This is a genomic window from Brevibacillus gelatini, from assembly GCF_050920745.1.
In the GTDB taxonomy this organism is placed as follows: Bacteria; Bacillota; Bacilli; order Brevibacillales; family Brevibacillaceae; genus Brevibacillus; species Brevibacillus gelatini.
Window position 1 is genome coordinate 685,925 of sequence record NZ_CP154342.1, and the last position, 14,257, is coordinate 700,181.

11 protein-coding genes, 1 pseudogene and 1 CRISPR repeat array are annotated in these 14,257 nt (G+C 49.5%); of the genes and pseudogenes, 9 read left to right on the forward strand and 3 right to left on the reverse strand.

All coding sequences use genetic code 11. From position 1 onward, the window contains the following. The first annotated feature begins 7 nt into the window (after positions 1-7). The 5 genes from cas7c to AAFJ72_RS03585 all read left to right on the forward strand — a co-directional run bounded on the left by cas7c (position 8) and on the right by AAFJ72_RS03585 (position 5,761). Positions 8-868 carry a type I-C CRISPR-associated protein Cas7/Csd2 gene (cas7c, locus tag AAFJ72_RS03565; RefSeq protein ID WP_432776082.1) on the forward strand — a complete coding sequence of 287 codons (861 nt, stop codon included), beginning with the start codon at positions 8-10 and terminating at the stop codon, positions 866-868. Next, complete coding sequence (gene cas4 / locus AAFJ72_RS03570; protein WP_432776083.1) at positions 858-1,517, forward strand: CRISPR-associated protein Cas4; 660 nt, start codon at positions 858-860, stop codon at positions 1,515-1,517. Before cas7c ends, cas4 begins: the two co-directional genes overlap by 11 nt. Further along, positions 1,514-2,545 (forward strand): type I-C CRISPR-associated endonuclease Cas1c, encoded by a 1,032-nt coding sequence (cas1c, locus tag AAFJ72_RS03575; protein WP_432776084.1) that lies wholly within the window; start codon positions 1,514-1,516, stop codon positions 2,543-2,545. The genes cas4 and cas1c overlap by 4 nt, the downstream gene beginning before the upstream one ends. Positions 2,546-2,554: 9 nt before the next feature. After that, positions 2,555-2,845 (forward strand): CRISPR-associated endonuclease Cas2, encoded by a 291-nt coding sequence (gene cas2 / locus AAFJ72_RS03580; RefSeq protein WP_432776085.1) that lies wholly within the window; start codon positions 2,555-2,557, stop codon positions 2,843-2,845. A gap of 167 nt (positions 2,846-3,012) precedes the next feature. Beyond that, positions 3,013-4,525: a CRISPR direct-repeat array (repeat unit 32 nt; unit sequence GTCGCATCCTACGCGGATGCGTGGATTGAAAT). A gap of 744 nt (positions 4,526-5,269) precedes the next feature. After that, positions 5,270-5,761 (forward strand): GNAT family N-acetyltransferase, encoded by a 492-nt coding sequence (locus AAFJ72_RS03585; protein WP_432776086.1) that lies wholly within the window; start codon positions 5,270-5,272, stop codon positions 5,759-5,761. 354 nt (positions 5,762-6,115) lie between these two features. On the opposite strand, the gene AAFJ72_RS03590 is transcribed toward AAFJ72_RS03585, so the two are convergent. After that, entirely contained in the window at positions 6,116-7,240 is a 1,125-nt protein-coding gene (locus AAFJ72_RS03590) for an NAD(P)/FAD-dependent oxidoreductase (protein WP_432776087.1), read from the reverse strand. Positions 7,241-7,496: 256 nt separating this feature from the next. Between AAFJ72_RS03590 and AAFJ72_RS03595 the strand changes: the two genes are divergently transcribed. Both AAFJ72_RS03595 and AAFJ72_RS03600 read left to right on the forward strand, forming a co-directional pair. Beyond that, complete coding sequence (locus AAFJ72_RS03595) at positions 7,497-8,255, forward strand: prepilin peptidase (RefSeq protein WP_432776088.1); 759 nt, start codon at positions 7,497-7,499, stop codon at positions 8,253-8,255. A 140-nt stretch (positions 8,256-8,395) separates the two neighbouring features. Further along, a pseudogene (locus AAFJ72_RS03600) lies at positions 8,396-8,546 on the forward strand (IS3 family transposase); the annotation flags it as partial. 517 nt (positions 8,547-9,063) lie between these two features. Here the strand turns inward: AAFJ72_RS03600 and AAFJ72_RS03605 are convergent. Next, positions 9,064-10,725, reverse strand: a complete 1,662-nt coding sequence (locus AAFJ72_RS03605) for an MDR family MFS transporter (RefSeq protein ID WP_432776089.1) — start codon at positions 10,723-10,725, stop codon at positions 9,064-9,066. Continuing rightward, a complete protein-coding gene (locus AAFJ72_RS03610) occupies positions 10,722-11,171 on the reverse strand; it encodes a MarR family winged helix-turn-helix transcriptional regulator (RefSeq protein ID WP_432776090.1) in 450 nt (149 codons plus the stop codon). The genes AAFJ72_RS03605 and AAFJ72_RS03610 overlap by 4 nt, the downstream gene beginning before the upstream one ends. A gap of 346 nt (positions 11,172-11,517) precedes the next feature. Between AAFJ72_RS03610 and AAFJ72_RS03615 the strand changes: the two genes are divergently transcribed. Further along, complete coding sequence (locus tag AAFJ72_RS03615; protein ID WP_432776091.1) at positions 11,518-12,282, forward strand: ABC transporter ATP-binding protein; 765 nt, start codon at positions 11,518-11,520, stop codon at positions 12,280-12,282. Between the two features lie 12 nt (positions 12,283-12,294). Continuing rightward, positions 12,295-14,172, forward strand: coding sequence for an FtsX-like permease family protein (locus tag AAFJ72_RS03620; protein WP_432776092.1), 1,878 nt, complete (start codon positions 12,295-12,297; stop codon positions 14,170-14,172). Positions 14,173-14,257 lie beyond the last annotated feature (85 nt).

Here is a 14,257-nt window from a genome sequence, read left to right on the forward strand (position 1 = left end):
GAACACTATGACAACTCTGGATCATAAAATCGATTTTGCAGTCGTTTTGTCAGTGACCAAGGCCAATCCTAACGGGGACCCGCTAAATGGCAATCGTCCGCGTCAAAACTATGATGGTCATGGAGAAATTTCTGATGTCGCATTGAAACGGAAGATTCGAAATCGTCTGCAGGATATGGGCGAATCCATTTTTGTACAGTCCAATGATCGCAAAGCGGATTCATATGGAAGCCTCCGTGAGCGCGCAGATGCCAATCCCGAGTTGGAGAAGGTATTAAAGTCCAAAAACGTCTCCAGTGATGAGTTTGCCAGAATTGCTTGCCAGGAATGGATCGACGTGCGAAGCTTTGGTCAAGTATTTGCATTCAAAGCTGAAAAGGGATCCGGTGTATCTGTTGGAGTAAGGGGACCAGTTTCCATTCACACCGCAACCAGCCTGGATCCTATTGACATCTCCAGCGTCCAGATTACCAAAAGCGTGAATTCAGAGCCTGGAGCATCTAGAGGCTCTGATACGATGGGAATGAAGCATCGAGTCGACTCAGGTGTCTATATTTTTTATGGAAGTATCAATACCCAACTCGCCGAAAAAACGGGATTCACAAACGAAGACGCCGAGAAAATCAAGAGGGCACTAGTGACCTTGTTTGAAAATGATGCGTCTTCTGCCCGCCCGGAAGGAAGTATGGAAGTTCACAAGGTGTATTGGTGGGAACATCAGTCCAAGTTGGGCCAATATTCCTCTGCAAAGGTACATCGCTCGTTACTGATCGAAAGGCTTGTAGAAGAGCCTAAAAAATTTGAAGACTACATGTTCTCTGTACAACCATTGGATGGATTGAAAGTAGAGATTTTGGATGGAATTTAATGAAGACGATCATTATTTACTTTTGTCCGGCATTCAGCATTTTCAATTTTGCAAACGGCAGTGGGCATTAATTCACATTGAACAGCAGTGGGAGGAGAATGTCAGAACGATCGAGGGCGTACATCTTCATCGGAAGGCAGATCAACCGTTTGCCAGAGAAAAGAGAGGGGACAAACTAATCGTTCGAGCAATGCCTGTAAAATCGAAAAGCCTCAAAATTACAGGTGTCTGTGATGTCGTGGAGTTTGTAAAAAGCGATAACGGCGTTGAAATCAATGGGGCTGAAGGCAAATACGCCGCATATCCGATTGAATATAAACGCGGAAAGCCGAAAAGTGGAGAAGAGGATGTCGTACAATTAGCTGCCCAAGCGATTTGTCTTGAGGAAATGCTGTTGTGCGACATAGACCTCGGCTATATTTACTACGATGAAATCAAGCATCGAGTCGAGGTCCCACTAACGGCAGATTTAAAAGCAAAGGTGAAGTTGATTGTTGCTGAAATGCAAGACTACTATACTCGCAGACATACTCCGAGAGTGAAGACGGGGTCCTTCTGTCGAAGTTGTTCCCTTCAAAATATTTGTTTGCCGGAGCTGATGAACAAACGAACCGTAAAAAGTTACATTGAAGGGAAAATCAATGAATGAAGAAACTGCTAAATACGTTGTTTATTACACAGCCAGATGTGTATTTATCGCTAGATGGTGATAATATTGTTCTCCTAAAGGATCAGGAGAAGCTGGGAAGGCTGCCATTACACAACTTGGAATCGATCATTTCATTTGGCTACACCGGTGCCAGTCCGGCTTTGATGGGATATTGCGCTGAGCGAAATATTTCATTGACATTTTTCACGAGAAATGGCCGGTTTCTTGCCAGAGTGATTGGGGAAAGCAAGGGAAATGTCGTCCTGAGAAAAAAACAGTATTTGGTGTCAGAGGATGAAGTTCTTTCCGCAAAAATTGCTCGTAATTTTATATTAGGCAAGATTTACAACCATAAATGGATGATTGAGAGAATGACAAGAGACTATCCTTTGCGGATCGATGTAGACCGATTTAAGGATGCGTCCAAGCAGTTATCCTCTTTACTTTTGGATGTGAGGAAATGCGAAAATCTGGAGAGGCTAAGGGGTCTGGAAGGTCAGGCGGCTATTTGCTACAATAGAATATTTGACTCCATGATTTTACAGCAAAAAGAGAGTTTTTACTTTCGTGGTCGCTCACGGAGACCTCCGCTGGATAACGTGAATGCAATGCTGTCATTCGCCTATTCTCTATTGGCAATTGATATGGCGGCGGCACTGGAGGGTGTTGGATTAGACGCATATGTTGGTTTTTTGCATCGAGATCGGCCAGGGAGGGCCTCTCTGGCCCTGGATGTGATGGAGGAACTGCGAGGAGTCTTTGCAGATAGGTTTGTGCTGTCGTTAATTAACAAAAAGATTGTGAGCAATGAGGATTTTTTAGTAAAAGAAAATGGTGCCGTAATTATGGGGGATGAAGCGAGAAAGAAGTTCCTAACGGCATGGCAAAATAAAAAACAGGAGAAAATTACTCATCCTTACCTTGGGGAGAAAATTTCCTGGGGCCTGGTTCCGCACGCACAAGCTTTATTGTTAGCCCGTTTTTTACGTAATGATTTGGATGAGTATCCTCCCTTCTTGTGGAAGTAGGTGAATGGTTTGCTGGTATTGATTACGTATGATGTGAGTACAGCCAGCAGTGCAGGGCAAAAAAGACTTCGCCGTGTCGCGAAAATATGTCAAAACTACGGTCAACGTGTCCAAAATTCCGTGTTTGAATGCATTGTGGATTCCACGCAGCTTACTTCATTGAAACTAGAGTTGCTCTCGATCATCAATCAAGATCAGGATAGCCTCCGTATTTATCAACTAGGCAATCATTATAAGAATAAGGTAGAGCATTTGGGGGTGAAAGATTCGATTGATTTAGAGGGGCCATTGATTTTCTAGTGCGAATGTGTAGCGCACACGAATTTCCAGGGGGATTCGCACCTGAAAAACGCGATGAAATTCCGGGTTTTTCCTGTTTTTCTCAGTTGTTTTAACGTATGAAATGAATTAAGGCGTATTTTTATTACAAATATAGAAATAAAGTATATTTGAAGTGAAAATTCGCTGTCGCATCCTACGCGGATGCGTGGATTGAAATATCACGGCTTCGCCCGCGCCCGCAATCGGGTAGGGTCGCATCCTACGCGGATGCGTGGATTGAAATAAGACAGGAATGTCGTACTTCTTCGTGGTCTTTTGTCGCATCCTACGCGGATGCGTGGATTGAAATCCCTTGTGAGAAGTAAACACAAAACCATCCTCGTTTGTCGCATCCTACGCGGATGCGTGGATTGAAATCGCAACCGCTTTGGCTTCTTGTGCGGTGATCGCCCGTCGCATCCTACGCGGATGCGTGGATTGAAATAGCGAAGAAGGAAAAGAAAAGGAGGACAAACAACCGTCGCATCCTACGCGGATGCGTGGATTGAAATAGTAACTCGTTAAACTCTTCGGCATTGGTGACCAGGTCGCATCCTACGCGGATGCGTGGATTGAAATCCATGTCGAACGTCTTTGCCGAAGTTGTCGAAATCGTCGCATCCTACGCGGATGCGTGGATTGAAATGGTTTTTCAAATAGTTGGGGACACCCAGTGATCTCAGTCGCATCCTACGCGGATGCGTGGATTGAAATTTCGCTGAAAAATTGTAGATCGAGCGAGTAGCGAAGTCGCATCCTACGCGGATGCGTGGATTGAAATGTCACGTTTCGTCATATGACGTCTATTGCATACGACGGTCGCATCCTACGCGGATGCGTGGATTGAAATGTTTTGATTGCATTAGGAAAGCGCCATTGATTAACGGTCGCATCCTACGCGGATGCGTGGATTGAAATAAGTGTCACGTTGCGTACGACCCGGACACGGGCAAGTCGCATCCTACGCGGATGCGTGGATTGAAATTCGTCTATCGCGCCAGCCGCCGCCCAATACTCGGAGTCGCATCCTACGCGGATGCGTGGATTGAAATTACGTCTACGTTATGGATGCAGCCGGAAATGTTAGTCGCATCCTACGCGGATGCGTGGATTGAAATCCACAACGTTGATGCAATCTTTGGATTTTTGCAGGCGTCGCATCCTACGCGGATGCGTGGATTGAAATATTGTCATGTAGGCCAGTGAATTGCATCAAATCATATGGTCGCATCCTACGCGGATGCGTGGATTGAAATATCAAAGGTGAGGTACTTGTACAGTCTGTATTTGCGTCGCATCCTACGCGGATGCGTGGATTGAAATGATCCAGCTCGGGCAGAAAATCATCCCCAAAACTCAGGTCGCATCCTACGCGGATGCGTGGATTGAAATGATTGGTGTTTACCGGGTTAAAGCGACTCTTCGCGGGTCGCATCCTACGCGGATGCGTGGATTGAAATACGTACCAGCCGAACTTTGTCATGGTGCATACCTAGTCGCATCCTACGCGGATGCGTGGATTGAAATATGACCTGGCTGCATGAGCAGGCACCGCACTTGTGTCGCATCCTACGCGGATGCGTGGATTGAAATTTCATTCGGAGGCGAAGTCAGACTTAGGCATAAGGTCGCATCCTACGCGGATGTGTGGATTGAAATATCGTCAGGAGCGGAAAACGCGGGATTGTACGACACAAAAAGGCGATTAGCGAGCCGACCATACAGTGCTGTCGAGGGCGTACATCACCGTGCCCAGTATCTACGACTTCGCAATAATGCTCCCCCTGCAAAAGCAGAGCGTTTCTACCATAGGTTCGCATTCCCCCAAAAAGACCGCACCGCTCCCCTCACTGCGGCAGGGGTGGCCCCGATCATCTATCTGAACTATAATAACCCAAGGAACGGGAAACTGAAACAAGTCGCCAGATCGTGGTGTACAAGCTTGTTTCTCCGGCTACATTATGAATAAACTGCGCAGTCCAACATTAGTAAATCCACCCAATTCGAATCCAATTCTAATAAGAGGTGAGCAAATGTTTGGATACTTCATCACGTTTGCCCTGAACTTTATAGTGGCTTGCTTTATTTACGACGATCCCAGCGTCCTGAAGCCTTTCGAGCACTCCCTTTTGATTCTGGCTTTCATCATCCTTGTGGATTTATGGAAGAAAAAACAAAGAGCCACGCGCTGACCTTCAGGGAGACGATCTTGAGCACAAAACCATTCGGCGAAATGCCATGATGCGCACTGCGTCAATGATGGTAGCACCGGTAACTATCCCGGACGGACTCTAAGACCATTCCCTCATACAACTTATCCTCCATTTACAATCACGCTTTACCCGCTGACAAACATACGTTCCTGTGCTATTGTAAAAAGAAAAAAGTAGGTGCTACACTCCAATGAACAAACCCGTTCACGTTGAATTGACGCAATATTCCATCGAACATCTGCCAGGGCTGAGTTTGTTCGAACTCCCGAAGGAGCAGGAACAGTTTACGTCATTGCCAGTCAATACTTTGGCGGTAACAGAAGGCCAATACCCGATTGTGATTGTAAGCGAAAAGGAACCTGTGGGCTTCTTTTTGCTGCATTCGACAGAGCGAGTAAAGGAGTATTCCGCGAACCCCGACGCGATGCTGCTCACTTCCTTTTCCATTAACCATGCACAGCAAGGCAAAGGCTATGCGAAGCAAGGACTGCTTCTCTTGCCGGAGTTTATCCGGAACGAGTTTCCTGCCTGTACGGAAATTGTTTTGGCTGTGAACCATAAAAATATCCCTGCCCAGCGGCTGTATGAGGCAGTGGGTTTTGAAGATACCGGGCGAAGAAAAATGGGGCCGCTCGGCGAGCAGTTTGTTTACTGTTTGCCGTTGCCAAAAGAATGTGGATAATCGCCACCACTGTACCAGCAGACAGCGGGGGTGCGAAACTAGCCGGGAACCTGCATCGGTAAGGGGTTCCCGGCTCTTCTCGCATGTCGCGCATTCACCGGATTTCAAGCGCCAGTTTGAATACCAGCTGTCGCACCGATGCGATCAACCTTAAACTGAGTCCGATCCTAGGAGTCCAACCCTAGACGTACTTTGCCTTTCTGCCATACAAAATCCGTTTGTTACGCCAGACTACAACGGCTTTCCTTCGCTCGATACACGACAATGTCAGCGAAAGTAACCGACAACCAACCTGAAAACAAAAACAAGGCTCGCCCCGCAAAGGGACAAGACCTCACTTTTGCAAAATCATTCTCATTCAGCAGCAATCGCGCCTGAGACAGCGTAATGCTCCAACTGAATATCCAACTCCAGGCCAAGGGCAAGCTTGGCCATTTGATCGCCGATAAAAGGCCCCATCGTCAGGCCGGACGCGCCAAGGCCGTTGGCAACGAAAATCCCTTCCCATCCGGGGAGCGGGCCGAAGACAGGAAGAAATCCCGGCGTGAACGGGCGAAAGCCTACTCGCGCTTCCACGAATGTGCTGTCGGCAAGGCGGGGGGCGATGTCCAGCGCTTTTGTGAACACTTCATGCAAGCCGCCTGATGTTACCCGTGTATCGAAGCCCGCGACATCGTTTTCGTGCGTGGCTCCGATGACCATTTTTTGCTCATCGAAGGCGAGCAAATACTGATCGTTGGGGGGGATCACGACTGGCCAGTTGCCTGTGTGTAAGTCTGAATATTCCAGATGGACGATTTGCCCTTTTTGGAAGGTGACTTTGAACTGGACGCCAAGCGGCTGGAGAATTTCGCTCGCCCACGCTCCGGCACAGACGATGACAGCATCGGCGGTGATCGTTTCAGCGCCTGCACGTACGCCGGTGATCCGTGTTCCGTTATGCAGCAGGGTTGCTTCCTCGTATAATAGAACGGCTCCGTTTTTTTGCGCAGTTCGGAGCAAAGCATCCCGCAAGGCACGGCCATCCACGCGCGCCGCTCCTGTTACATGCACAGCGGCGTACTCCGCGTCGAGCGGAGGAAAAAGCTCGTTTGTTTCGTCAGGAGAAAGCACGGTGACGTCGCCCAGCTCCGGCGCGTCTTCCCTGCGCGTGAGAGCCCGCTTTTCCAGTGCGAGCAGCTTTTCGCTGTCTTTGTGAATACTGAGTGCGCCGACACGGGCATATCCGGTGTTCGTCTCGCCGCTTTGCTCAAGTTCGGCGATCAGCGAGGGGTAAAAACGCGCGCCCTCCTTCGCCAGCTTGTACCACGCCTTATTGCGCCTTTGCGACAGCCACGGGCAAATAATCCCTGCGGCAGCATCGGTGGCCTGGCCTTTATGTTTTCGATCCACAATGATGACTTCTGCGCCTCTTTTTGAAAGCTGATACGCCGTCGAAGCACCTAAAATTCCGGCACCTACAACAATGATTTTTTGCATGGTTCGCATCCTTTTCCATGAGGGTGTACGATGTTATCCTTTTTAACTATAAACCAATGGAGCAAGAAAAGGTATGTCTGCGACGAATCACAGCTTGTGAACTTGGTGAACAGAGAAGGGCGCCAAAGGGCATAAGCTCAGCTGTTCGGTTATTCGCCAATTCTCTTTAATAGACGATATAAAGGCGGTTGTGGTATGTTGGAATTGCTAATATTAGGAAAAAATTCGCAGTGATACTCCCAGCAGAGGTGAAGAAATGCTTCAACTGCCACTCTCCATCGTTTTCTTCCTCCTTGGCCTTCTCTTTGGCTCCTTTTACAACACAGTCGGGCTGCGAGTGCCAAAAAAAGAGTCTATCCTTCACCCACCGTCGCATTGCTCGACCTGCAAGCGGCGGTTATTGCCCATAGAACTCATTCCGGTTGTTTCCTATCTGCTCGCAAAAGGAAGATGCAAGGGCTGTGAGACAGCCATTTCTCCGCTCTATCCCGTGATGGAAGGCTTGACGGGGCTTGGTTTTGTCCTTGTCTATTTGCGGTACGATCTGACCTGGGAGACGTTGCTCGGGGTCTTGTTTGTCTCCTTGCTGGCGATCATTACGGTGGCGGATTTGGCGTATCGGCTGATTCCGAATAGAGTGCTGCTGCCGTTCTTTTTGCTTTTTCTCGTCGGGCGCTTTTTTTGGCCCTATGGCGACGCCAGCTATGCAGCGCATTTGATCGGGATGGCGGCAGGCTTTTTGTTGTTTTTCCTGCTTGCGCTCATCACGCGTGGCGGGGTGGGGGGCGGCGATGTCAAGCTGTTTGCGGTGATCGGGATGTTTCTGTCGCCGCCGTTGCTCATTTTGACGGTGTTTCTTTCTTCGGCATTTGGCGCCTTGTATGGGCTTGCTCTGCTGGTGAGCAAGAGAGCGACGCGCAAGTCGATGATTCCGTTTGGGCCGTTTATGGCGCTGGGGGCTGTTACAGCCTATTTGTACGGTTCGGATATAAACTGGTATTTGGCCTTCTATTAATCATTGGAGCTGTAAAAAATGGGGGCATCCGCCTTTTGAGATTTAGAGTGGATCGGCTATACTGAGATCAAATCGATAGGGAAGAGAATGCTATGGAGAAACGTGAGCGTCGGTCATTTACAGACAAGTTTTAGCAGCAGATGGTTCAACTTTATGAGAATGGAAAACCGCGTGCATATATTTGAGAGAATACGCTCTGCGTGCATCTGCGTTTGACCGTTGGATCAAACAGAGTAGTACCACAGATTCTTCAAAGAAAAAGACAACCGAACTGAGGAACAAATTTCACTTCAAAAACATTAGTAAGAATCTGTTTTTATCACAAATCCAAATGGATATTCCTTATCGTCTTTATAAGCTCATTACATTTCCCTGGTTGCTAATTGGATTTTCAGTTGCACCGCTATTTTCTTCCCGATTGTCAGTGGCCCCCCCACATCCACCAATTCCCACCAAGATCAACAATATTAACAGAAAGCTTTTTAACAGGTTCATCTTCGTCACCCCATTTATAAAATTCTCTTTGCAACAAAATCCATGATAAATTTATCATAAATGGAATTAAAAAGGGACAGGGCTTATGTTCTGTTTCAAAGTAATAGTTCTACCATGCAACAGAATCTAGCTTCCTTTGTCCGCAAGCATGGCAAGGTTCTGCTGCCACGCAGAGGATGTCGGCCGCAGGAACTATGTCCACGCGATTCGGACAGGGAGAGTGCGGCTGTAAAACGAGCAGAGTGACCGAAATGTCGAGCAGCAAAAAAAGGGGGCACGTCGATGTGCTCCCCTTTTTTTCATAATCTTACTCTCAAGCTTTTCCCGCAGCCTGCGCACCGTCCCATTCAGTGGCATCTGTTGTCTGCTTTTGGGACGATTTTTTTTGCCCCGGCTTATTTTGACCACGCAGCGGAATTTCTTTCAAAAACAGCGCGAGTACAACGGCAAAGCCAGCCACAATCGCTCCGGTCAAAAAGGTGGTGGTGATGCCGTAGCTCATCGCTTCGCGGATCGTGTCGAGCATGTGGGCAAACACGGTCTGCGACTCCGGCGGCAAGCTGTGCAGCGCTGCTTCGATTTTGGGCTGATCGAGCAAGTTTTGTGGATTGGTGAACAGCGACAGCTTTTCAGCCAACGCCGGATCAGCAGCCACCGAGGCCGCGCTCTGGCTCATGTCAGCCGAGAGTTGGTTCATTTTCGTGGACATGCTGGTGCTCATGACGCTGCCCATGACGGCAATTCCAATCGTACCGCCCAGGTTGCGGAACAATTGGGAGGTAGCGGTGGCGACCCCCAGTTCCTGCGGAGCGACTGCGTTTTGCACGGTCAGAGAGAAGACGGGCATCGCGATGCCCATGCCAAGGCCGAGCACGATCATGTACAGGACGAGCAAGTAAATCGGCGTGGTCGGCACCATGAAGTACATCAGCACCATGCCGACTGTCATGACGAGCAATCCGCTGATCGCCATCTTTTTGTATTTGCCTGTCTTGGTCATCCATTGTCCGGCGAGCGCAGACGTCACAAGCATGGCAATCGACATCGGCATGGCGACGTAGCCGGCCATGGTAGGCGAGATTCCTTTTACCCCCTGGACGAAAAACGGAACGTAGATGATCGCTCCCATCATCCCGGCGTTCAGGAAAAAGCTGACCAGATTGGAGACAGTGAAAATGCTGTTTTTAAACAGCTTGAGCGGCAGTACAGGTGTTTTTACCCGCGTTTCCACCCAGAGGAACACGAGCAAGGACACGACCGTGACAGCCAGAAGGCCAAGAATTTGCCAGGAGCCCCAGGCGTATTGGTTTTGCCCTTCTCCTGCCCAGGAAAAAGCGAGCAGCATCGGAACGATGGTCGTCGTCAAAAACAGGGAGCCGAAGTAGTCGACGGATTCGCCCTGACGTTTTTCCACCTGCGGAAAATGAAGCCAGATCAAGGTGAATGCGATCAGTCCAATTGGCAAGAAAATCCAGAATACCCAATGCCAGTCCAGGTGATCCACGATATATCCACCCAAGAGCGGACCCGCGACGCTGGAAACGCCGAATACGGCGCTCATGACCCCGGTCCATTTGGCTCGCTCGCGGGGTTCATACAGGTCGCCCATGGCGGTAAAGGCGGTGGACATGATAATCCCGGCACCGGCCCCTTGAATGGCGCGATAGGCGATCAGCTGAAAAATCGTGCCGGAAAAGCCGGATAGCAAAGCCCCGATGCTGAACAGTCCGATCCCGGCCAAAATAAACGGCTTGCGTCCGTATATGTCCGACAGCTTTCCGACCAGGACGGAAGCAACGGTGGAAGTCAGCAAGTAAATGGTAATGGCCCAGGAGTAATAATCCATGCCTCCCAGCTTGGCGATAATGCGCGGCATGGCAACGCCAATGATCGTTTGGTTGATCGCGGAAAAGAACATGGCCGTGATAATCGCGATCATAATGGTGATTTTCTTTTTTTCGGTTAACCCGTTCACGCGTCATTCTCCTCTCGTTGTTGTTCGATGTTGTGTAAAACGTGTCGGTAGATCCGATTCAAGTGCGCAAGGTCTTCCTCTGACAGCCCGGCGAACAAGTCCCCGATGGTTCTTTTGAGTTCGATCTTGTATTGCTGCAAAATCGCTTTTCCCTTCTCGGTAATGTTCAGGCAGACGACCCGGCGATCGTGGCTGACCCGGCTGCGGCTGGCATAACCGCAGGCGATCAATTTATCGGAAAGACTGGTCACCGCTCCGGGCGTGATCTGCAAAAGCTCGGCGAGTGCCGAAGCCTTTAACGGCCCGTGTTTGTCCAGCATTCGCAGCAGCATGGCTTGCGAGGCGGAGACGAGCGGGTCCAGCCGTTTGTGCCATTTGGCGGAGACACTTCGCTGCACCTGGATGTAGAGCTGTTCGAATTCAGTAAGACCGGATTGGCTCGGCATGTTATCGCTCCTGTTTTACGTGTAAAATAATATATTTGATTAATAGTTAATCACTTGAAATATTAATTAGTGTAAATGTTATGTGCGGGGATGTCAAATCTACCTTTTACCAAATGAAAAAAGGGGAGGGAAAAAGTGGCAAAGCCGCAGAGCACACGCTGAAGTCGGAGAAGAAGGATGGTTTTTTGCGTTCCAAAGCTCCTGGCAAAGCCCACACCTTACAAAAACGAAAGCAAACTGTAAGGTAGATCAATAGCACCCCATCTGGAAACGGGTTACAGTAAATAGCGAAGAGAAGCTCGGAAGGCAGCCGAATGCCACAAACAAACGAATGGAGGAACAACGAGTGAGTACAGCCGTTTTGGAAGTCAAGGACGTTCAAAAGATATACGGGAAAAAGGGAGAGAGCCAGTCCCACGCCTTGAAGGGCGTATCGCTGACGATTGAAAAAGGAGAGTTCGTCGGAATCATGGGCCCGTCTGGATCAGGGAAAACGACACTGCTGAACGTCATCTCCACACTGGATCGGCCATCGGCGGGCTTCATCCAGATCGCCGGAACAGACATTACCCAAATGAAACAAAACCAACTGGCCGATTTCCGTTCGCAAAAGCTCGGCTTCATTTTTCAGGATTTCAATCTGCTGGAAAATTTGACAGTGTACGAAAACATTGCACTGCCGCTGTCGCTGCAAGGCGTGCCTTCCAAAGAGATCAGCGACAAGGTAAACAAGGTCGCGCAGACGCTTGGCATCAGCGAAATCTTGCAAAAGTATCCGGTGCAAATCTCCGGGGGACAAAAGCAACGTGCTGCCGCAGCGCGCGCCCTGGTGCATGAACCGGCGATTTTGCTTGCGGACGAGCCTACGGGGGCACTCGACTCGAAAAACGCGAAAAGCTTGCTGGAGACGATGGCCGACCTGAACGAAAACCACCAGGTGTCAATCATGATGGTCACGCATGATGCTTTTAGCGCGAGCTACTGCAAGCGCATCCTGTTCATCCAGGACGGCAGCTTGTACACCGAAATTCACCGCACAACCGACCGCCCGCAATTTTTCAAACAAATTTTGGATGTACTGGCTGAGCTGGGTGCATCTCATGATGGCTAGGAGGAAGTTTTCATGCTGTTGAAGTTGTCGTTATCGAGTATGCGGAAAATGATGAAGGACTACCTGGTGCTTCTGGTTGGCCTGGTCATTTCCATTTCGATTTTTTACATGTTCCAGACGTTGGGCATGAATGACGATTATGTGAAAGCAAACTCGATGATTCGCTCGATCGGGATCGTCTTCAATGTAGGGGCGTTTCTTTTGGCGTTCATTACGATCTTCTACATCTTTTACGCAAACTCGTTTTTGCTCTCGCTCCGACGCAAAGAGTTGGGGATGTACATGGTGCTCGGGGCGAAAAAAGCCAGGATCAGCCAGATGCTGTTCGGGGAAACGTTGCTGATGGGGGTTGTCTCCCTTGTGATCGGCAGCCTTGTCGGGATTGTGCTGTCCAGCGGAATCGGGCAATTGCTGATGGGCGTACTGGACATTTCCGCTGACGGGTACGATCCGTTTTACTTGCCGGCTTTATGGATGACGTGGGGCTTTTTCCTCGTGTTGTTCCTGATGACGGCGACGATCAACGCCATTCGTCTGGCGCGAGCGACAGAGCTGGACCTTATTTCTGCCGAGCAGCAAAATGACAACATCAAGGCAAAAGGCATCGGCACGATGGTGGTCGCCATCCTTGGGATTTTGCTGATCGCATTCGGCTACTACTTGTTGACGCATCTCGAACTATATGTTGCTTTAGGCTTCATCGTCGGAGCCATAGTGACGACGATTGGGACCTATCTCGTTTTCATCTCGCTGCTGCCTGTATTCGTGCAGATGTTGAAAAACAACAAGAAGCTGAACGACCGTCAACTGAATGCCTTCACTTTGGCCCAGCTTCGTTTTCGCATCAACAATCTGACGAAAATATTGGGAACTGTCGCGATGCTGATCGCCTTGGGCGTCGGCGCGATGGCGGGCGGGCTGGCCTTCCAGCAAAATGTTGAGCTGGTGGCGAGCATCGGGCGCATTTACGACATAACGCTGCACGATCCGGTCGCTGAGGATTACCAGGCGCTTGCCCATATGCAAGTGCTGGAGCAAAATACGTATCGCTACAAGAAGGACGAACAAGCCTACTACTTCACCAAGGATGACTTGCTGGCACATCCTCCGCTTATCTCCACAAACACGATGGAGCCGTATTCGCCGGATAACGAGCCGAAGCGCGTAACGCAGCCGTTGCCGGAAAAGGCGTATATCATGGATAACGATCCGGACGAAGAGGCGAAGCTCGCCAGTGTGCCGGAAGAGTGGGGCCAAGCGATTTCCCGCGAGTTCATCAGCAGCTACGAGATGCTCGCGGACCGCGCCGTGCAAATCGTCGATCGGGAAACGTTTGCAAAAATCAAGGGCAGTGAGCACAAGGTTCTCGTAGCACAGGTGGATGATTTTCTCAAGTACAAGGACGACTTGAAAGCGATGGATGAGCGCCAAATGCAACTGCTCAAGTCCGGGCAACAGGACGACCAGGAAGTCTACCTGAACTCGAAATACAGCACCTATCAGCAGGTTTACGCTTTTACCAGCGGCACGCTGTTCATGGGCTTTTTCCTGGGAATCGCGTTCCTGGCGATGATGGCAAGCTGTCTGATGTTCAAAATCTTGTCCGGCGCTACCCGCGACAAGAGCCGCTACAGCATGCTGCGAAAAATCGGCGTGCGCAAGGAGTTGTTGGTTGGCTCGATCTACAAGGAGCTGTTTGTCGTATTCGTTTTCCCTGCGCTGCTGGGCCTCTTGCATGTACTGGTAGGGATGAAAATGTTTTCGGTTATCCTGCTCAACCCGTATGTGAACATCTGGCTTCCGATTGCCATTTTTGTTGCCGTGTACGCGATCTACTACCTCATCACGGTTCGGCTATATCGGGGAATTGTGTTGCCGAAAGAAGCGTAATTATAGCGAAAAAGTCCTCCTCGCATGAGGGGGATTTTTTGTTGGACAAGGAAACGGAAAGCATTCGCAAATTCGCATGTTGACA